Annotated in this window: 20 protein-coding genes; 12 read left to right on the forward strand and 8 right to left on the reverse strand. The window is 70.8% G+C overall.

Annotation, left to right across the window (positions count from 1 at the left end; translation table 11 throughout):
* The first annotated feature begins 10 nt into the window (after positions 1 to 10).
* The 3 genes from ybeY to ABZ848_RS19820 are packed head-to-tail and all read left to right on the forward strand — an operon-like array spanning position 11 to position 2,168.
* Positions 11 to 508, forward strand: a complete 498-nt coding sequence (gene ybeY / locus ABZ848_RS19810) for an rRNA maturation RNase YbeY (protein WP_360833383.1) — start codon at positions 11 to 13, stop codon at positions 506 to 508.
* Positions 505 to 1,812, forward strand: coding sequence for a hemolysin family protein (locus tag ABZ848_RS19815; protein WP_360833385.1), 1,308 nt, complete (start codon positions 505 to 507; stop codon positions 1,810 to 1,812). The genes ybeY and ABZ848_RS19815 overlap by 4 nt, the downstream gene beginning before the upstream one ends.
* Positions 1,809 to 2,168 (forward strand): MmcQ/YjbR family DNA-binding protein, encoded by a 360-nt coding sequence (locus tag ABZ848_RS19820; RefSeq protein WP_360833387.1) that lies wholly within the window; start codon positions 1,809 to 1,811, stop codon positions 2,166 to 2,168. Before ABZ848_RS19815 ends, ABZ848_RS19820 begins: the two co-directional genes overlap by 4 nt.
* Here the strand turns inward: ABZ848_RS19820 and ABZ848_RS19825 are convergent.
* The gene (locus ABZ848_RS19825; RefSeq protein WP_360833389.1) at positions 2,130 to 3,572 is read right to left on the reverse strand and encodes an MFS transporter; all 1,443 of its coding nucleotides are present in this window, start codon (positions 3,570 to 3,572) and stop codon (positions 2,130 to 2,132) included. The genes ABZ848_RS19820 and ABZ848_RS19825 overlap by 39 nt on opposite strands.
* Positions 3,573 to 3,667: 95 nt before the next feature.
* On the opposite strand from ABZ848_RS19825, the gene ABZ848_RS19830 reads away from it, so the two are divergent.
* From ABZ848_RS19830 to ABZ848_RS19850, 5 genes are all read left to right on the forward strand, one after another.
* Positions 3,668 to 4,555, forward strand: a complete 888-nt coding sequence (locus ABZ848_RS19830; RefSeq protein ID WP_360833391.1) for a helix-turn-helix transcriptional regulator — start codon at positions 3,668 to 3,670, stop codon at positions 4,553 to 4,555.
* A 28-nt stretch (positions 4,556 to 4,583) separates the two neighbouring features.
* Positions 4,584 to 4,937, forward strand: coding sequence for a cytidine deaminase (locus tag ABZ848_RS19835; protein ID WP_360833393.1), 354 nt, complete (start codon positions 4,584 to 4,586; stop codon positions 4,935 to 4,937).
* A gap of 208 nt (positions 4,938 to 5,145) precedes the next feature.
* The gene (locus ABZ848_RS19840) at positions 5,146 to 5,622 is read left to right on the forward strand and encodes a hypothetical protein (protein WP_360833395.1); all 477 of its coding nucleotides are present in this window, start codon (positions 5,146 to 5,148) and stop codon (positions 5,620 to 5,622) included.
* A gap of 157 nt (positions 5,623 to 5,779) precedes the next feature.
* On the forward strand, positions 5,780 to 7,099 hold the full coding sequence (locus ABZ848_RS19845; protein WP_360833397.1) for a beta-xylosidase: 1,320 nt from the start codon (positions 5,780 to 5,782) through the stop codon (positions 7,097 to 7,099).
* 61 nt (positions 7,100 to 7,160) lie between these two features.
* The gene (locus ABZ848_RS19850; protein WP_360833399.1) at positions 7,161 to 8,174 is read left to right on the forward strand and encodes a DUF916 domain-containing protein; all 1,014 of its coding nucleotides are present in this window, start codon (positions 7,161 to 7,163) and stop codon (positions 8,172 to 8,174) included.
* Here the strand turns inward: ABZ848_RS19850 and ABZ848_RS19855 are convergent.
* Both ABZ848_RS19855 and ABZ848_RS19860 read right to left on the reverse strand, forming a co-directional pair.
* Entirely contained in the window at positions 8,068 to 8,406 is a 339-nt protein-coding gene (locus tag ABZ848_RS19855) for a P-II family nitrogen regulator (protein ID WP_360833401.1), read from the reverse strand. The two genes, ABZ848_RS19850 and ABZ848_RS19855, sit on opposite strands and share 107 nt — an antisense overlap.
* A complete protein-coding gene (locus ABZ848_RS19860; protein WP_360833403.1) occupies positions 8,403 to 9,725 on the reverse strand; it encodes an ammonium transporter in 1,323 nt (440 codons plus the stop codon). Before ABZ848_RS19860 ends, ABZ848_RS19855 begins: the two co-directional genes overlap by 4 nt.
* A 149-nt stretch (positions 9,726 to 9,874) precedes the next feature.
* On the opposite strand from ABZ848_RS19860, the gene era reads away from it, so the two are divergent.
* Positions 9,875 to 10,828, forward strand: coding sequence for a GTPase Era (era, locus tag ABZ848_RS19865; RefSeq protein ID WP_360833405.1), 954 nt, complete (start codon positions 9,875 to 9,877; stop codon positions 10,826 to 10,828).
* On the opposite strand, the gene ABZ848_RS19870 is transcribed toward era, so the two are convergent.
* Complete coding sequence (locus tag ABZ848_RS19870; RefSeq protein ID WP_360833407.1) at positions 10,808 to 11,665, reverse strand: helix-turn-helix transcriptional regulator; 858 nt, start codon at positions 11,663 to 11,665, stop codon at positions 10,808 to 10,810. The two genes, era and ABZ848_RS19870, sit on opposite strands and share 21 nt — an antisense overlap.
* A gap of 119 nt (positions 11,666 to 11,784) precedes the next feature.
* On the opposite strand from ABZ848_RS19870, the gene ABZ848_RS19875 reads away from it, so the two are divergent.
* Positions 11,785 to 12,639, forward strand: coding sequence for an NAD(P)-dependent oxidoreductase (locus ABZ848_RS19875; protein ID WP_360833409.1), 855 nt, complete (start codon positions 11,785 to 11,787; stop codon positions 12,637 to 12,639).
* Here the strand turns inward: ABZ848_RS19875 and ABZ848_RS19880 are convergent.
* The 4 genes from ABZ848_RS19880 to ABZ848_RS19895 all read right to left on the reverse strand — a co-directional run bounded on the left by ABZ848_RS19880 (position 12,636) and on the right by ABZ848_RS19895 (position 16,654).
* Positions 12,636 to 13,889, reverse strand: coding sequence for an MFS transporter (locus ABZ848_RS19880; protein WP_360833411.1), 1,254 nt, complete (start codon positions 13,887 to 13,889; stop codon positions 12,636 to 12,638). The two genes, ABZ848_RS19875 and ABZ848_RS19880, sit on opposite strands and share 4 nt — an antisense overlap.
* A complete protein-coding gene (locus ABZ848_RS19885; protein ID WP_360833413.1) occupies positions 13,886 to 15,208 on the reverse strand; it encodes a GH1 family beta-glucosidase in 1,323 nt (440 codons plus the stop codon). The genes ABZ848_RS19880 and ABZ848_RS19885 overlap by 4 nt, the downstream gene beginning before the upstream one ends.
* Positions 15,209 to 15,292: 84 nt before the next feature.
* Positions 15,293 to 15,559, reverse strand: a complete 267-nt coding sequence (locus ABZ848_RS19890) for a protealysin inhibitor emfourin (protein ID WP_360833415.1) — start codon at positions 15,557 to 15,559, stop codon at positions 15,293 to 15,295.
* A 21-nt stretch (positions 15,560 to 15,580) separates the two neighbouring features.
* Entirely contained in the window at positions 15,581 to 16,654 is a 1,074-nt protein-coding gene (locus ABZ848_RS19895) for a M4 family metallopeptidase (protein ID WP_360833417.1), read from the reverse strand.
* A 345-nt stretch (positions 16,655 to 16,999) separates the two neighbouring features.
* Between ABZ848_RS19895 and leuA the strand changes: the two genes are divergently transcribed.
* Complete coding sequence (leuA, locus tag ABZ848_RS19900) at positions 17,000 to 18,721, forward strand: 2-isopropylmalate synthase (protein WP_360833419.1); 1,722 nt, start codon at positions 17,000 to 17,002, stop codon at positions 18,719 to 18,721.
* Positions 18,722 to 18,905: 184 nt separating this feature from the next.
* Positions 18,906 to 19,601, forward strand: a complete 696-nt coding sequence (locus ABZ848_RS19905; protein WP_360833421.1) for a TerB family tellurite resistance protein — start codon at positions 18,906 to 18,908, stop codon at positions 19,599 to 19,601.
* Positions 19,602 to 19,612 lie beyond the last annotated feature (11 nt).

Here is a 19,612-nt window from a genome sequence, read left to right on the forward strand (position 1 = left end):
AGCCAGCACCATGTCGATCGACGTCAACAACGAGTCCGGAACCGAGGTCGACGAGCAGGCGATCCTCGACATCGCCCGCTACGCGCTCGCGCGGATGCGCATCCACCCGCTCTCCGAGCTTTCGGTGATCGTCGTGGACGCCGACGCCATGGAGCAGCTGCACATCCAGTGGATGGACCTGCCGGGGCCCACCGACGTCATGTCCTTCCCGATGGACGAGCTGCGGCCGCCCAGCAAGGACGACGAGGAGCCGCCGCAGGGGCTGCTCGGCGACATCGTGCTGTGTCCCGAGGTCGCCAAGAAGCAGGGCGAGGAGGCCGAGACACAGCACTCCATGGACGAGGAGCTCCAGCTGCTCACCGTCCATGGGGTGCTGCATCTCCTCGGGTACGACCACGAGGAGCCCGACGAGAAGGCCGAGATGTTCGGTCTGCAGGCGGCCATCGTGGATGGCTGGAGGGCTGAGAAGGGTCTGACCGGGCCGTCCCCGGCGCCGACCGTCTCATGAGTCCGCAGATCGTCGCGGGCGCCGTCGCCCTGGTCGTCGTGGCGTGGCTCGCCGCCTGCGCGGAGGCGGGTCTCGCGCGGGTCTCCAGCTTCCGCGCGGAGGAGGCCGTACGGTCCGGGCGGCGCGGCAGCGCCAAGCTGGCGCAGGTCGCCGCCGACCCCACCCGCTACCTCAACGTCGCCCTGCTGGTCCGCGTGGCCTGCGAGATGGCGGCCGCGGCGATGGTGACGTACGCCTGTCTCCAGCAGTTCTCCGGCACCACCCGCGCGCTGCTGGCCGCGATCGGCGTGATGGTGCTCGTCTCGTACGTCGCCGTCGGCGTCTCGCCGCGCACCATCGGCCGGCAGCACCCGCTGAACACCGCGACGGCGGCGGCGTACGTGCTGCTGCCGCTGGCCCGGATCATGGGCCCGATCCCGAACCTGCTGATCCTGATCGGTAACGCGCTGACCCCCGGCAAGGGCTTCCGCCGCGGCCCGTTCGCCTCCGAGGCGGAGCTGCGGGCGCTGGTCGACCTCGCCGAGAAGGAGTCGCTGATCGAGGACGAGGAGCGCCGGATGGTGCACTCGGTCTTCGAGCTGAGCGACACCCTCGTACGGGAGGTCATGGTCCCGCGCACCGACCTGATCGTCATCGAGCGCTACAAGACGATCCGCCAGGCCCTCACCCTCGCGCTCCGCTCCGGTTTCTCGCGCATTCCGGTCACCGGGGAGAGCGAGGACGACATCGTCGGGATCGTGTACCTCAAGGACCTGGCCCGCAAGACGCACATCAGCCGGGACGCCGAGTCCGAGCTGGTCTCGACGGCCATGCGGCCCGCGGCGTTCGTGCCCGACACGAAGAACGCCGGCGATCTGCTGCGCGAGATGCAGCAGGAGCGCAACCACGTGGCCGTCGTCATCGACGAGTACGGCGGCACGGCCGGGATCGTCACCATCGAGGACATCCTGGAGGAGATCGTCGGCGAGATCACCGACGAGTACGACCGCGAACTCCCGCCGGTCGAGGACCTCGGCGACGACCGCTACCGCGTCACGGCCCGCCTCGACATCACGGACCTGGGCGAGCTGTACGGCCTCGACGAGTACGACGACGAGGACGTGGAGACGGTCGGTGGCCTGCTGGCCAAGGCTCTGGGCCGCGTCCCCATCGCGGAGGCGTCGAGCGTCGTGGAGCTCCCCGACGGCCGTGAACTCCGCCTCACCGCGGAGGCCGGCTCCGGGCGCCGCAACAAGATCGTCACGGTCCTGGTGGAGCCCCTGAGCCCGGCGGACCAGTCCGAGGAGGAGGCGAAGGAGGAGTGAGTCCCGAGGAGCTGCGCGAGTTCTGTCTGTCCTTCAATGCCACCGTGGAGGACTTTCCGTTCAATCCGGAGACGTCCGTCTTCAAGGTGCTGGGCAAGCTGTTCGCCTTGTCGAATCTCGGGGCTCGGCCCCTGACCGTCAACCTCAAGTGCGACCCCGAGGACGCGGTCCGGCTGCGTGCCGATCACCCGGGGCTGATCGTGCCCGGGTATCACATGAACAAGCGGCACTGGAACACCGTCACCGTCGACGGTGAGCTCCCGGACCGGCTGGTCCGGGAGCTCGTCGAGGACTCGTACGACCTGGTCGTGGCCGGTCTACCGCGCGCCGAGCGGCTCCGTCTCGACCGCCCCTGAGCGCGACTTGAGGCCTACGGCGACCAGCGCCGCGGCGAGCAGGACGACCACCGCGTCGATCGCCACCACCGTGTGCGCCCCGGACAGCAGGTCATCGGAGGTCGTGGCCAGGACGCCCAGCAGGGGGATGCCGATCGTGAGGCCGACCTGCTGGGTGGAGGTGACCAGGCCGGTGGCCAGGCCCTGTTCGGCGTCGGGGACGCCGGACGTGACGGTCAGGCCGTACGAGACGATCGCGCCCAGGTGGCACATGCTGGCCAGCGACACGGCGGTCACCGCGAGCCAGACGGACCAGGTGTGGGCGTTCAGGCCCAGCAGCGCCGCCGTCAGGACCCCCTGGCCCGCCAGCGAGGCGACCAGCGTGCGGCGGGCGCCGAGGCGGCCGATGACCCTCGGGGCGAAGGTGCCTGCCACCGCCGACAGCACGCCCTGGACGCCGAAGACCAGGCCCGTCTGGAAGGCCGACAGGTGGAGTACGTCCTGGAGGTAGAGGGTCAGGGTGAAGACCACCGTCGACATCATCGAGAAGGTCACCAGACCGCCCAGGTTGCCCCACGCCACCGTGCGGCGGCGCAGCATGGGCAGGGAGACCAGGGGAGAGGCGTTGCGGGACTCGATCGTCACGAAGGCCGTGATGAGTACGACGCCCGCGGCCAGGGCCGTGATGACGTCCGCACGGGCGAAGCCGTGATCGGCGGCGGTCGACAGGGCGTAGATCAGGGAGAGCAGACCCGCCGTGACGGTGATCGCGCCGGGCACGTCCAGGCGCGGACGCTCCGGCGTCCGGGACTCGGGCAGCAGGGCCGGGGCCAGCGGGAGCACGAGCAGGGCGAACAGGGTCAGCAGGCCCATCGTGGAGCGCCAGCCGAGGGTGTCGGTGAGGACGCCGCCGGCCACCATGCCGACCGTGAAGCCCAGCGAGAGCAGCGTCCCCGAGATGCCGAGGGCGCGGTCGCGGGCCGGGCCCTCCGGGAAGGTCGTCGTCAGCAGGGACATGCCCGTCGGCACGATCGCCGCCGCGCCGAGGCCCTGCAGCGCGCGGCCGGTCAGGAAGGACGCCGGGTCCCAGGCGAGGGTCGCCAGCATTGAGGCCGCGCCGAACAGGGCCAGCCCGGTCAGGAACAGCTTCCGGCGGCCGTAGAGGTCGCCGACGCGGCCGAACAGCAGCAGAAACCCGCCGGACGGCAGCGCGAAGGCGGTCACCGCCCACTGCAGGGCGGAGGTGCTCATGCCGAGGTCACCGCCGAGGACCGGCAGGGCCACGTTCAGGACGGAGAAGTCCAGGGCGACCATGAACTGGGCCGCGCACAGGACGAAGAGGACGAGCCGGTCGCGCGTCGACAGCCGGGGGTTGTCGAGCGGAGCGGTGTTCGGTGATGTGGTCGAGGTGGTGTCGATCGCCATGGGTACGAGACTGCGGGCGCCGGAATAGGCGTGGGGAGCGGGAGGTTGTCCTGGTGGTGGCACCACCAGGCAGAGTCGACGGGGGAGTTGGGCACGTGGCGGAGGTCGTCGAGACGGCTGCGGGCAAGGCGCACCGGCTGCGGGAGCTGCGCGAGTTCCTGATGAGCCGGCGCGCGAGGGTCTCGCCGGGCGAGGCGGGTCTGCCGGACGGCGGGGCCCGGCGCCGTACGCCCGGGCTGCGGCGCGAGGAGGTCGCCGTGCTGGCCGGTGTCGGGGCGTCCTGGTACCAGTGGCTGGAGCAGGGGCGGGACATCTCGGTGTCACCGCAGGTCCTCGACTCCGTGGCACGGGTGCTGCGGATGGGCGACGCCGAGCGGCGGCACCTGTACCGGCTGGCCGGGCTGAACCCGCCCGCGCCCGAGGTCGCGCCGGACAAGCGGGACATGGGCGAGGGGCTGCGGCGGCTGATCGACACCTGGATGCCGTACCCGGCGCACATCATGGACGGGTACTACAACTGCGTCCTTTACAACGATGCGGCCGCGAACGTGCTCGGCATGCGCTCGGGGACCTCGCAGAACTGCCTCGTCGACTTCTTCACCGACCCCCTCTACCGGTCCCGCTCCAAGAGCTGGGAGCAGAACGCCCGTACGGTCGTCGCGCAGTTCCGGGCCGCCAGCTCCGCCCGCCCCGAGGACGGGGGTTTCCGGACGCTGCTGGCCGAACTGACCGGCTCCAGCCCGGAGTTCGCGGCGATGTGGGCCGAGCGGGACATCGAGGACGCCGGGCAGATCCGCAAGGAGCTCGACCATCCGCTGGTCGGGCTGCTGGTCGTGGAGTCCACGGCGATGCGGGTGCCGGCCCGGCCGGACCTCACGATCGTGCTGCACACCCCGCTGGACGAGGCGAACACCGCGGCCAAACTGGAGTGGCTGGCCTCCCCGGAGGGCCGGCGCGGGGCGATGTACCCCGTGGCCGGATAGCGGCCCCACCGGTACGTATGCTCGGCTCATGACCGACAGCAGCGAGCTTGGCCCCGAGGACCGCAAGATCGTCACCCTGGCCCGTTCGGCACGGGCCCGCAACGGTGTGCCCGAGGGGGCGGCCGTACGGGACGAGACGGGACGTACGTATGTCGCCGGAACCGTCGAGCTGCCGTCCCTGAAGCTGAGCGCGCTGCGCACGGCCGTCGCGATGGCGGTGGCGTCCGGGGCGAAGTCGCTGGAGGCGGCGGCCGTGGTGACCGAGGCGGAATCGGTCACCGAGGAGGACCGGGCGGCCGTCCGGGACCTGGGCGGCGCGGGGACTCCGGTGCTGGTGGCGGGGGTGGACGGCAATGTCCGTACCACGGTGACCGCAGGCTGATACCCCCGGTAACACTTGGCCGGAATTCCGGCTTGCAGTTCCTCTTCCCTCGCGTATCAATGGGAACGTTGGTTCCGACGGGCCGTCAGATTTCGAGCCGCGCAGCGCGACCGCACCCGCCTGCCATGGGCGTTCCGTCGGGGCGCACCTCCAGCCACCCCCCATTTCCCCCAGAGGTTCCCGTATACGGGAAGGGAGCTGAACCCCCATGAGACGCAAGCGCATCGGTATGGGTGCGGCACTGACGGTCGGGGCCCTCGCGGCCACCGGACTCGCCTTCGCGCCGACGGCCGCGGCCGTCACCCCGGACACGGCGACGATCAACGCCGACTGCGGCAGCTTCGGCAGCGGTGAGGCCACACTCACGGCCACCCAGGACGGCACGGCGGCCACCATCACCGTCACCTCGGCCGTCACCGCGCCGATCGCCCTGTCGGAGGACTCGATCTCCTCCACCCTCACCCTCGTCAACAACACCACCGGCGGGACCAGTGTCTTCACCGGTACGGAGAACCCGGCCATCGCGGCCGGCGACCCCGTCACCGTCGGTCCCCTCGACGGCACCGTCGCCTCCGGCGACAGCCTGGAGGCGTACGGCGGCTCGCTGCAGCTGACCGTCTTCGGGATCACCGTCACCTGCACCGCGACCGCCGCGCAGTCCCCGGGCCCCTTCGTCTTCGACTGAGCCCCTCCCGCTTCGTTCGCAGCAAACGGACCGTCAGTTCCTGGGTCCCATACAGGAACTGACGGTTCATCAGTTCATTTCGCCCTCTCCATTGACTTCTCACGCGATCCACACATCAATGCCCCCCAGTGAGGCGCAGAAGAGAGGGGGCACACCCATGGGAACGCAGAACCGAAGACGCCGCTGGGCGTCTCTGCTCGGGGCGACCGCGCTCGCGGTCACCGCGGGCGGTGCGCTGGCCTGCCCGGCCGGCGCCGCCACGAACGTGGACTTCGCCACGCACTGCATCCCGCCCGCGGTCGCCGGCATCCCGCCGATCGACGGCACCACGACCGCCGGCATCGCCGTGAGCGACACCACCCCGGACGTCGGCGACACCGTCACCGTGACCTACACGGTGGTCAAGCCCGCCGCCAGCAACCCCACCGCGATCGCCCTGCCGGCCGACATCATGACGCCGACCGGAAAGGTCACCCTCGGCGGGGCGCAGACCGGTGACATCACGGTCGCGGGACCCAAGAAGAACGACCCGGTGCCGGGCAACGGCGCCTTCCCGTCGTTCTCCATGACCGGCACCTTCAAGGTCACCACCGCCGGGTCGATCACGCTCTCGCCCGGCGACTACAACATCCACACCAGCTACATCCTGGAGCTGGACACCCCGTGCACGGTGACCAACCCGCCCGCGCCGGTCTCCGAGACCCTCACGGCGACGGACACCAGCACGCCGGTCAACAACCGCGCCATCACGCTCGACAAGGCCTCCGGCGCACCCGGTGACAGCGTCACCGTCAGCGGCACCGGGTTCACGGCGGGCGCGACCGTGACCCTGGCCGGCCGGTCCGGCGACAACCAGACCGGGGACACCGCGACCACCACCGCGGGCGCCGACGGCAGGATCAGCGCTCCCCTCGTCGTCAACGACAAGACGACGACCGGGATCGTGGCGTACGAGGGCAGCGCGTGGACCGCGGCCCTCAGCTCCCCGGTCGCCGCGTACACGGTCATCGACAACACGCCGATCCCGCCCGGGAGTCAGAAGATCACGACGACCGTGAACGCCGGAACGCTGTCGATGTCCCAGGACGGGGACTCGGTCGCGCTGTCGGCGGTCAACTTCGGCACCGGCGGGGCCTCGACCGGTGCGCTGCGGACCGTCACCGTCAAGGACTTCCGCGGCGGGCCGGCCGGCTGGTCGCTGACCGGGAAGGTCACCGACTTCACCGCGCCCGGCGCCAAGATCGATGCCGACAAGCTGAGTTGGACCCCCGCCTGCGCCACCAAGGCGGGCAGCCCGAGCACCTGCCAGGCCGGTTCGCCGGGCGTGGTGGGCACGTCGGGCGCGACGCTGGCGTCGACCCCCAACGGGACCGTCACCGGCGGTGAGTTCACGGCGGACGCGGGGCTCTCCCTCGACGTACCGGCGTTCACGCCTCCGGGCACGTACTCCGGGGTCCTCACCCTCACGCTCAGCTGATCGGCCGTACGGGCGTCCGCACCCGCCCGTCCACCTCTTCCACCCGTGGGGGTCCGCACCCATGCGCAAGCTGTACGTCCTCCTCCTGGGCCTGGTCCTGGCCGCGCTGCCGGCCGCGCCCGCGCACGCCGCCGACAACGGCAGCTGGTCCGTCTACCCGGCCGCGTCGAAGCTCGGCGCACGGCCGTACTTCTATCTCTCCGCCGATCCCGGCACGACGATCTCCGACAAGGTGGTCGTCGCCAACAAGACCGGGAAGCCGCTGACCTTCCGGATGTACGCCGCCGACGCCTACAACACCGCGCGGGACGGCGGGTTCGCCGTGAAGACGGTGAAGGAGAGGCAGCGGGGCGTGGGCGCCTGGGCCAAGCCCGCGAAGTCCCGGATCACCGTCCCGGCGCACGGCAGGATCACCGTGCCCTTCACGCTCACCGTGCCCGAGGGCGCCGAACCCGGCGACCACCCGGGCGCGTTGGTCGCCCTCGACGAACAGGTCGACCGGGGCGACGGCTCACTCGCACTCGGCGTCCAGCGGGCCGTCGCCGCCCGCGTCTATCTGCGCGTCGGCGGTCCGACCCTGTCCGCGATCGCGGTCGAGAACGTCCACGTCGTCCACCACCAGCCCCTCGTCCCCGGCCTCGGCGACAGCACGGCGACGATCTCCTACACCCTGCACAACACCGGCAACGTCACCCTGAACCCCAAGGTGGAGCTGCGCGCAAGCGGACTGTTCGGCCGTACGCTGCTGTCCCGCGACCTCACCCGCATCCCCGCCGAACTGCTGCCCGGCCAGCGCGTCCACCTCACCGAACCCTGGCGGGGCGCGCCCCAACTCGACTGGGGAGACGTCACGTTGACCGCGAGCGCCAAGGACACCAGGGAGTCGGCGAGCGCGTCCTTCTTCGCCCTGCCCTGGCTGGTCGCGGTGGTCCTGCTGGTGGTGGCCGTGGTGGGAACGGTCCTGCTGCTCAGAGCGCGTCGGGCCCGCGCTCTCCCGTCCGCACCCGTACGACCGTCTCGACCGGCAGCGCCCACACCTTCCCGTCCCCGATCTTCCCCGTCTGTGCGGCCTTGACGATCGCGTCGATGACGGCGTCGGAGTCGGCGTCGTCGACGACGACCTCGATACGGACCTTGGGCACGAGGTCGACCTGGTACTCGGCGCCCCGGTACACCTCGGTGTGGCCGCGCTGACGGCCGTAACCGCTGGCCTCGCTCACGGTCAGACCGTTGATCCCCATCTCCTGGAGGGCGGTCTTCACCTCGTCGAGGCGGTAGGGCTTGACGATCGCGGTGATGAGCTTCATGCCTGGGACTTGACCTTCTGGGCGGAGGGGACGACGGAGGAGCTGACCGGGGCGCCGTGGCCCAGGACGCCGTGATCGTATGCGGTCTCGGCGTGCACCGTAAGGTCCAGGCCGGTGTGCTCCTGCTCCTCGCTCGCCCGGAAGCCCATCGCCCTGTCGATCGCCTTGCCGATCCCGTACGTGACCACGAAGGCGTACGCCGCCACCGCGACCACGGCCACCAGCTGTTTGCCGAGCTGCGCGAGCCCGCCGCCGTACAGCAGGCCCTCGGTGCCGCCGGTCATCGCCTTCTCCGCGAAGACGCCGATCAGCAGGGTGCCGATGACTCCGCCGACCAGGTGGACGCCGACGACGTCGAGCGAGTCGTCGTAGTTCAGCTTGAACTTCCAGCCCACGGCGTACGAGCAGACGACGCCGGCGGCGAGGCCGACGACCAGGGCGCCGAGCAGCGAGACCGAGCCGCAGGAGGGGGTGATGGCGACCAGGCCGGCGACCGCGCCGGACGCCGCGCCCAGAGTCGTCGGGTGGCCGTCGCGCTTCTGCTCGACGAAGAGCCAGCCGAGCAGGCCGGTGCAGCCGGCGGCGAGGGTGTTGAGGAAGACGGCGGCGGCGAGGCCGTTGGCGCCGAGCGCGGAGCCCGCGTTGAAGCCGAACCAGCCGAACCAGAGGAGACCGGCGCCCAGCATCACCATCGGGAGGTTGTGCGGGCGCATCGCGTCCTTCTTGAACCCGAGGCGCGGGCCGAGGACCAGGCACAGGGCGAGACCGGAGGCGCCGGAGGTGATCTCGACCGGCAGACCGCCCGCGAAGTCCAGGGCGCCGAGGTGGTCCAGGATCCAGCCGCCCGGGCCCCAGACCCAGTGGGCGACGGGAACGTATACGAGCAGCGCCCACACCGGCACGAAGACCAGCCAGGCGCCGAACTTCACGCGGTCCGCGACCGCGCCGCTGACGAGGGCCGCCGTGATGATCGCGAAGGTGAGCTGGAAGGTGGCGAACAGCAGGGTGGGGACCGTGCCCTGCACGCTGTCCGGGCCGAGGCCGGTCATCCCGGCGTGCTTCAGCCCGCCGAGCAGTCCGGCGCCGATGTCGTCGCCGAAGGCCAGGGAGTAGCCGGCGGCCAGCCACACCACGGTGACCAGCGCGATCGACACGAAGCTCATCATCAGCATGTTGAGGACGCTCTTCGTGCGGACCATGCCGCCGTAGAAGAGGGCGAGGCCCGGGGTCATCAGCAGGACGAGGGCGGTGGCGGCGAGCAGCCAGGCGGTGTCGCCGGTGTCGATGCGCGCGGCAGCCTGTGCGGCGGCGAGGGACATACGGGTCTCCAACGGGTGGGGGCTCGTCAGAGGGTCACCGCTGTGTATTTCTGCTTGGGTACGTATATGTTTCCGTGACGTTTCATTGCGCGCGGGTTACCGGAACCTCACGGTACGGCGGGGCTTCGTGGATCAGGGAGAATGGCCGCATGAGCGTTCGCAGTCAGTCATCCGAGCCGTCGGCGGCGGCCCCCCACCGGTCGGGCTTCGCCTGTTTCGTCGGCCGCCCCAACGCGGGCAAGTCCACCCTCACGAACGCTCTGGTCGGGCAGAAGGTGGCGATCACCGCGAACCAGCCGCAGACCACGCGGCACACGGTGCGCGGGATCGTGCACCGGGAGGACGCCCAGCTGATCCTGGTCGACACGCCTGGGCTGCACAAGCCGCGCACGCTGCTGGGTGAGCGCCTGAACGACGTGGTCCGCACGACGTGGGCGGAGGTCGACGTGATCGGCTTCTGCCTCCCCGCCAACGAGAAGATCGGCCCCGGCGACCGCTTCATCGCCAAGGAACTGGCGGGCATCCGCAAGACCCCCAAGATCGCCATCGTCACCAAGACGGACCTCGTCGACTCCAAGACCCTCGCCGAGCAGCTCATCGCCATCGACCAGCTGGGCAAGGAACTCGGCTTCGAGTGGGCCGAGATCGTGCCGGTGTCGGCGGTCGGCGACAAGCAGGTGAGCCTCCTCGCGGACCTCCTCGTCCCGCTCCTCCCGGAGGGCCCGGCGCTCTACCCCGAGGGCGACCTCACCGACGAGCCCGAGCAGGTCATGATCGCCGAGCTGATCCGCGAGGCGGCCCTGGAGGGCGTCCGCGACGAGCTCCCGCACTCCATCGCGGTGGTCGTGGAGGAGATGCTCCCGCGCGAGGACCGCCCCGCCGACAAGCCCCTCCTCGACATCCACGCCAACCTCTTCATCGAACGCCCCAGCCAGAAGGGCATCATCATCGGCCCGAAGGGCGAGCGTCTGAAGAAGGTGGGCATCAAGTCGCGGAAGCAGATCGAGGCGTTGCTGGGTACGCCGGTGTTCTTGGATCTTCACGTGAAGGTGGCGAAGGACTGGCAGCGGGATCCCAAGCAGCTACGTCGACTGGGGTTCTGACGGGGTCAGGTCCTGGAGGCCTACCACGCGCAGGAGTTGGAGGCGTTCGTAGGACTCCGTGCCTGGGCGGGCCGTGTGGACGACCAGCATGTGGTGGGTGTCCTGGGTGGCGAGGATCTCGCAGTCCAGCTCCAGGAGGCCTACCAGCGGGTGCCGGAAGCGTTTCGTGGACTGGCGGCGTACCGCCACCTCGTGCTCGTCCCAGAGCGTCGCGAACTCCTCGCTGCCGGAACGAAGTTCGGCCACCAGTGCCGCCGGCTCCGGGTCGTCCGGGCGGGACGCCGCCACCGCCCGCAGATTGGCCACATGGGCGCGCGCGTGGTCGGGGACGTCCTCCGGCGGGAAGAGCCCGCGCGAGGACGGGTCCAGGAAGAAGCGGCGGAGCATGTTGCGGTCGTGGGGCGGGCGGGCGAACACGTCCCCGGAGAGCGCCCGCGACATCGCGTTCTGCGCCAGCACCTCGCCGCAGTCGCTCGTCACCAGCGCGGGGGTGTCGTACAGCCGGTCCAGGACCAGCAGCAGCCCGGGGTTGACGTGTGAGGACGCCCCGCCCCGGCGCGGCGGCTCCTCGCCCGCCAGGTGGAACAGGTGGTCCCTCTCGTCGTCCGTCAGGCGCAGCCCGCGGGCCAGCGCCGTGAGCATCTGGCGCGACGGGCGCGGGCCCCGGGACTGCTCCAGCCGCGTGTAGTAGTCCACCGACATCCCGGCCAGCTGCGCCACCTCCTCGCGCCGCAGCCCCGGCGTACGGCGCCGCGCGCCCGCCGTGAGGCCCACGTCGGACGGGTCCAGCCGGGCACGGCCACGGCGCAGGAAGTCGGCGAGTTCGGCTCGGTTCACCCCTCCAGCGTGCGGGATGCCGCCCGGCTTATCCAGGGACTGCCGATCCCCTGATCAGGAGGTCTCTCCCGGTACCGGGATCCCCGCTGAAGGCTGGTCCGTGACGAGAGGAGCAGGACATGCTGACTTTGGTGACCGGTACGACGGGACAGGTCGGACGCCGTTTCGTACCGAGGCTGATCGCCCAGACCCGGGGTGACGAGCGGGTCCGGGTGCTGGTGCGGGACGCTGCCCGCGGGGAGCGGTACGCCGAGCTGGGCGCGGAGGTCGTCGTCGGCGATCTGCGGGACGCGGAGGCGCTCGGCAAGGCGGTCGCGGGCGTGGACGCTGTCGTGAACGTCGCCGCGGCCTTCCGTGGGGTGCCGGACGAGGAGGCGCGGGCCGTCAACCGGGACGCGGCGGTGGAGCTGGGGCGCGCGGCGCAGGCGGTCGGCGTGCGGCGGTTCGTGCAGGTCAGTACGGGGCTGGTGTACGGCACGGGGCGGGGGCGGCCGGTGACGGAGGAGGACGAGAGCCGGCCCGGCGGGTCGATGTGGGGCGCGTATCCCGAGTCGAAGGCGCAGGCGGAGCGGGAGTTGCTGGCGCTGGACGGCATGGACGTACGGGTCGCCCGGCTGCCGTTCGTGTACGGCGAGGGGGACCCGCACCTCGCGCAGTCCCTGATGTGGGCCGGGAACTGGGCGGCGACCCAGCGGCTGCACATGGGGCACCACGCGGATGTCGCGCAGGGTCTGCTGCGGGTCCTGCACGCGCCGGGTATCGCCGGGCGGATCTACAACATCGCGGACGACGCGCCCGTCACGGCGGTGGAGCTGCACCAGCTGAACGGGGTGGAGGTACCGGCCGGGCTGCAGGGCCGGACCGACCCCGATCCGTGGCTGGTGATCATGTCGACGGAGCGGATTCGGAGGGAGCTGGGGTATCGGCCGGTGTATCCGTCGGTGTACGCGGCAAGGGACGCCGGAGCCCTCTAATCCACACTCTTGATACGGCCCACCAACACCGCCCCCGCCAACCCGATCACCGCCGCCACCGCATACAGCATCCGGTAGCCGCCCAGATACGTCACGATCGGGGCGGCCAGGGCGGGGGCCGCTACCTGGGGGAGGGCGTTGGCCACGTTGATGACGCCCAGGTCCTTGCCGCGGTCCAGGGCCTTCGGGAGTACGTCCGTCATCAGGGCGAAGTCCACCGACATGAACACCCCGAGGGCCACGCCCAGCAGCGCCGCCACCACGATCGCCCCCGCCCACGTCTGCCACGCGGCCAGCAGCGCCGTCGCCACCGCCATCAGCACCCCGGACCACTTCACGAACGGCTTGCGCCGCCCCACCCGGTCCGACCAGACGCCGCCCACCACCACCGTGGCCAGCAGCGCCACACTGTCCACCGCGGTCAGGATCAGCACGCCCTGCTCGGGGTCGGAGTAGTGCAGCCGGTCCCGCAGGTAGTACAGCAGGTACAGCAGCACCAGCGCGTTGCTGAGGTTGATCAGGAAACGGGTCAGCCAGGCCCAGCCGAAGTCCGGAAAGCGCCGCGGACTCAGCCAGAAGCCGCGCGCGAACGACCCCCAGGACCACGCCGGCCGGTCCGCGACCGCGAGCCGCAGGTCCGGGTGGCGGAGCACGTACGGCAGCACACCCGCCAGCGCGAACACCGCGCAGGCCGCGTACCCCGCCGCGATCCCGCCCGCGACCGTCGCGAGACCCGTCCCGGTGACCGCGCCGAGGATCTGCGCGGCGCCCAACCAGCCGCCCACCACGCCCCGTTGGCGCCGCGGCACCCGGTCCGGCACGGCGGCCGTGACCGCCGCGAACGCCGCGTTCAGCGTCAGCTGGACCAGACACCAGCCGAGCGCCATCACCCACAGCCCGCCCGCCCCGGCGAGCACCAGCAACGACAGGGCGCCGCCCGCCGCACCGGCCACGATCCACGGCGTACGGCGGCCCCAGCGGGCCGCGGTGCGGTCCGACAGCGCGCCGAAGAACGGGTTCGCGGCCAGGGAGACCACGGCCCCGACACCCGTCACCCAGGCGAGCAGCGTCTCCTTCGACATGCCCGTGCCGGGCGCGAAGTCCTCCGCCTGCCGGGCCAGCAGGATCTGCAGCGGGCCGTACCAGCCCACCCAGATCGCCACGTTGGCCAGCGACAGCGTCGCCGTCCAGCCCCCGCCGACCCGCTCGACCGGCTCGGCGAGCGCCTCCGACGGCCGGGTGGCCGTCATCTCTGGGCCCGGATCATGTCCCGGAACCAGTCGTACGAGGCCTTCGGCGTCCTCGCCTGGGTCTCGTAGTCGACGTGGACGAGGCCGAAGCGGCGCTCGTACCCCTCGGCCCACTCGAAGTTGTCCAGCAGCGACCACACGAAGTACCCGCGCACGTCCACGCCCGCCTCGACGGCGTCGTGCAGGGCGCGGATGTGGCCGTCCAGGTAGGCGATGCGGTCCTGGTCGTCCACGCCCTCGTACGAGCAGCCGTTCTCGGTGATGACGACGGGCGGGAGCCGGTCGCCGTAGCGCTCGCGGAAGGTGGTGAGGAGTTCCGTCAGGCCCGCCGGGACCACCGGCCAGCCGAAGTCCGTGACCGGGACGCCCTCGATCTGCCGTACCGAGAAGGGGAGTTCGGCCGGGATGGTCAGCCCGCCGAACTCGATGTCCTCGCCCTGCGGGGCGCCCACCCGGGTCGGCGCGTAGTAGTTGACCCCGTACCAGTCGATCGGCTCGGAGATGACCTTGAGGTCCGCCTCGACGTCGCCCGGCATCAACTCGCCGAGACCGTCGGGGTATTGGCCGAGCAGCAGCGGGTCGGCGAACAGGCGGTTGAGCAGCAGGTCGTAGAAGCCCGCCGCCTCCACGTCCGCCGGCTCCTCGGAGGCCGGCCAGGTCGGGCCGTGCGAGTTGGCGATCCCGATGTCGTTCGCGCCGGCCGCGCGCAGCGCCCGTACCGCCAGACCGTGTGCGAGGAGCTGGTGGTGGGCGACGGGCAGCGCGTCGAAGAGCAGCTGCTTGCCGGGGGCGTGGGCGCCCAGCGCATGGCCCAACAGGGTGTGTTCCGCGGGCTCGTTGAGGGTGATCCACTTCGTCACGCGGTCACCGAGCCGCTCGGCGACGACCGACACGTACTCCGCGAAACGCGATGCCGTGTCCCGGTCCAGCCAGTCCAGCGTGACCGGCAGGTCCCAGTGGAAGAGGGTCGGGACCGGCCGTACGCCGGCCGTGAGCAGCTCGTCCACGAGGCGGTCGTAGAAGTCGAGGCCCCCGGGGGAGTTCACCCGCGGCCAGGAGATCGAGAAGCGGTACGCGTCCACGCCCAGGCCGGCCAGGAGGGCCACGTCCTCGGGGTAGCGGTGGAAGTGGTCGCAGGCCACCGCCGCGGTGGAGCCGTCCTTCACCCGCCCCGGCTCGGCCGTGAAGGCGTCCCAGACGGACTGCTCGCGCTGGTCCGCCGCGCCCTCGATCTGGTGGGCCGAGGTCGAGACGCCCCACAGGAAGCCGGCCGGGAACTGCGGAATCGGGTTCGCCGCCTTCAGCGGCTCGGTCGTCATGCGCGGATCATCCTTACCCACCAGTAAGGAAGTCAACGCCCGTGCGTGAACGGCCTGTTACGGGCCCAACGGCCTGTTACGGGCCTACGCGCCTTCCTTCAGCACCCTGGAGATCAGCGTCCGCTGCTCCTCCGTGAGCCGGGGGTCGGCCGCGTACACCGTCCTTCCGTCCACCGTGATCTCGTAGTTGAAGCCGTCGGGAACCCCGACCGACGGCCGGCCCCGGCCGCCGGCGACCGCCCGCTCGGCCAGGGCCTGCCACTCGAGGGCATCGGGCCGCCCCGAGGTGTCTACCTCGGCCTGCCGCTCGATGCCCGCGAAACCGCCCGTGCGCCGTACTCGAATACGCATGGGTGACTGTCTAGTACGGAACTACGCCGTCCGCACCCCGACCTGCTCCCAGGCCTTCAGCACCGCCTGCAGCTCCTCGCCGTCGCTGAAGCGGGCCCTGGCCGCGGCGACCGTGAGCTTCGCGAAGTCCGCGAACAGGGCGTCCTTCTTCAGCTCGCCGCCGGTCAGGACGTCGTACCAGATCTGCCCGGCCTTCTCCCAGGCGTGGCCGCCGAGGGCGGTCGCGGCCAGGTAGAAGGCGTGGTTGGGGATGCCGGAGTTGATGTGGACGCCGCCGTTGTCGCGGCCGGTGCGGACGAAGTCGTCCATGGTCGCGGGCTGCGGGTCCTTGCCGAGGACGTCGTCGTCGTACGCCGTGCCCGGCTCCTTCATGGAGCGCAGCGCCTTGCCCGTCACGCGCGGGGCGAGGAGGCCCGCGCCGATCAGCCAGTCGGCCTCGGCGGCGGTCTGGCCGAGCGTGTACTGCTTGATCAGGGAGCCGAAGACGTCGGACAGGGACTCGTTGAGGGCGCCTGGCTGGCCGAAGTAGGTCAGGTTCGCGGTGTACTGCGTGACGCCGTGGGTGAGTTCGTGGCCGATGACGTCGATCGGGATGGTGAAGTCGAGGAAGATCTCGCCGTCACCGTCGCCGAACACCATCTGCTCGCCGTTCCAGAAGGCGTTGTTGTAGTCGTTGTCGTAGTGCACGGTCGCGTCGAGCGGGAGGCCGTTGCCGTCGATCGAGTAGCGCTCGTAGGCCTTGAGGTAGAGCTCGAAGGTGGCGCCGAGGCCGGCGTAGGCGCGGTTGACGGTGGCGTCCTTGCCGGGGTCCGAGCCCTCGGCGCGGACCTTCTTGCCGGGCAGGTCGGTGTGGTGGCGGGCGTCGTAGATCGTGCGGTGCGGTTTGCCTTCGGCGGCGCCGGGAGGGGCGGCGACGGCCGGGGCGCCGATCACCGTGGTCAGGCGGCGATGGGTGCGCTCGAAGGCGTCGCGCTCCAGGGTCTTGCGGGCGGGGTCCGCCAGCGCGGGATCCTCGTGCTGGGCCAGCTTGTCGAGGATGTGCGGAGGTACGACGGTGCAGAAGACGGGCTCGAAGCCCCCGTTGGTCTTCGTCATGCCGGGCACGATTGCACTGCGTTAGCCAGATGTCACTAGGTGCGACCATGATTGGTGAAATGTGGGGATGCTTCCGCCATGGGTGGTTGCTCTGTGTTATGCGCCGCGGGTCGCGTGTGGCTGGTCGCGCAGTTCCCCGCGCCCCTGGGTAGGCCGAGTCCCGCATACTGATACGGAACCGCCAATCCGGATGGGCTCGGCTAGCATGCTTCGCATCATGCGTTTCGGGCTGCTTCTTCTTAGCTGCCGCGGCGAGGGCCTGTAGTCCAGGTCGACTCCCTCCCCGCGGAGCTTCGCGTTGCGTCGTCGGCCGTCCTTCAGGACACCAAGAGGAGCCCCGCAATCATGGCGAACCGCCAGCAGCCCAGCAGCATGCCGATCCACAAGTACGGCCGGTACGAGCAGGTCGACATCCCCGACCGCACCTGGCCCGAGCAGCGGATCACCCAGGCCCCCCGTTGGCTCTCCACCGACCTGCGCGACGGCAACCAGGCCCTGATCGACCCGATGTCGCCCGAGCGCAAGCGCCGGATGTTCGACCAGCTGGTCAAGATGGGCTACAAGGAGATCGAGGTCGGCTTCCCGGCCTCCGGGCAGACCGACTTCGACTTCGTACGGTCGATCATCGAGGAGCCCGGGGCGATCCCCGACGACGTCACCATCTCCGTACTGACCCAGGCCCGCGAGGACCTGATCGAGCGGACCGTGGAGTCCATCAAGGGCGCCAAGCGTGCGACCGTCCACCTGTACAACGCCACCGCGCCCGTCTTCCGCCGGGTCGTCTTCCGCGGGTCCAGGGACGACATCAAGCAGATCGCCGTCGACGGCACGCGCCTGGTCATGGAGTACGCCGAGAAGCTGCTGGGCCCGGAGACGGAGTTCGGCTACCAGTACAGCCCCGAGATCTTCACCGACACCGAGCTGGACTTCGCGCTGGAGGTCTGCGAGGCGGTCATGGACGTCTGGCAGCCCGGCCCCGGCCGCGAGATCATCCTCAACCTGCCTGCCACCGTTGAGCGTTCGACCCCCTCCACACACGCCGACCGCTTCGAGTGGATGGGTCGCAACCTGTCCCGCCGCGAGCACGTCTGCCTGTCGATCCACCCGCACAACGACCGCGGTACGGCCGTCGCCGCCGCCGAGCTGGCGCTGATGGCCGGCGCCGACCGCGTCGAGGGCTGTCTGTTCGGGCAGGGCGAGCGCACCGGCAACGTCGACCTGGTGACCCTGGGCATGAACCTCTTCTCCCAGGGCGTCGACCCGCAGATCGACTTCTCCGACATCGACGAGATCCGTCGTACGTGGGAGTACTGCAACCAGATGGAGGTCCACCCGCGCCACCCGTACGTGGGCGACCTGGTCTACACGTCCTTCTCCGGCTCCCACCAGGACGCCATCAAGAAGGGCTTCGACGCGATGGAGGCCGACGCGGCCGCCAAGGGCGTCACGGTCGACGACATCGAGTGGGCGGTGCCGTACCTGCCGATCGACCCGAAGGACGTCGGCCGCTCCTACGAGGCCGTCATCCGGGTCAACTCGCAGTCCGGCAAGGGCGGAATCGCGTACGTCCTGAAGAACGACCACAAGCTGGACCTGCCCCGCCGGATGCAGATCGAGTTCTCGAAGATCATCCAGGCGAAGACGGACGCCGAGGGCGGCGAGGTCACCGGCTCCGACATCTGGGCGGTCTTCCAGGACGAGTACCTGCCGAACCCGGAGAACCCCTGGGGCCGTATCCAGGTCCGCAACGGCCAGTCGACCACCGACACGGACGGCGTGGACACGCTGCGGGTCGAGGCGACCGTCGACGGCGAGGACACCGTCCTGACCGGCTCGGGCAACGGCCCGATCTCCGCCTTCTTCGACGCGCTGGCCGCCGTCGGCGTCGACGCCCGGCTGCTGGACTACCAGGAGCACACGATGAGCGAGGGCGCCTCCGCGCAGGCCGCCTCCTACATCGAATGCGCGATCGACGACAAGGTCCTGTGGGGAATCGGCATCGACGCGAACACGACGCGTGCGTCGCTGAAGGCGGTCGTCTCCGCCGTCAACCGCGCGGCCCGATAGACCCTCTGACCGGCGGTTTAGGGGTCCTGATCTTCGTATACGGCGATCAGGGCCCCGTCCCTTTTCGGCCACCCGTCCGTGGAGGTCACGGAAAGGTCTCGTCCGGGGTGCTGACTACGCCTCTCCTATGTGGCTAACATCACGCCAGCGCGACGATGTTGCCGCGCGGTTACGGAGGTGCGACGTGCTGCCAGTACGGGGACGAAACGGCCGAGCGGCCAGGCCTGCGCGCCTTCTGGGCACCCGCACCGCGTGGACACCCGTCGGGGACGGCGAGTTCTTCTGCCCGGGGTGCGGGGGCGACCGCAACTACCAGCGGCTGACGGGCCGCCGCCGCTTCACCCTCCTCGGCGTCCCGGTCCTGCCGCGCGGCGAGACCGGCCCGGTCGTCGAATGCGCGGCCTGCCGCCGCCACTTCGGCACCGACGCCCTCGACCACCCGACCACCACCCGCTTCTCGGCGATGCTCCGCGACGCCGTGCACACCGTCGCCCTGGCGGTGCTGGCCGCGGGCGGCACCTGCTCCCGTACGTCCCTCGAAGCCGCCGCGGCCACCGTCCGCTCGGCCGGCTTCGACGACTGCACGGAGGAGCAGCTGGCCGCGCTCGTCGAGGCCCTGGCCGCCGACGCGGGCCGCGTCTACGGCCAGTCCTGCGGCGCGGGCCTCGCCATAGAACTCCACGAGGCCCTCGACCCGCTCGCCCCGCACCTCGCCCCCGTAGGCCGCGAATCGATCCTGCTCCAGGGCGCCCGCATCGCCCTGGCGGACGGGCCGTACACACCGGCGGAGCGGGATGTGCTGGCTACGGTGGGGGCGGCCTTGACCATCTGCGCGGACGACGTGAAGCGGCTGCTGGAGGCGGCGCGCACACCGTCCTAGAAGCGCCTTCT

This window comes from Streptomyces sp. NPDC047081 (genome assembly GCF_040643775.1).
Lineage (GTDB): Bacteria > Actinomycetota > Actinomycetes > Streptomycetales > Streptomycetaceae > Streptomyces.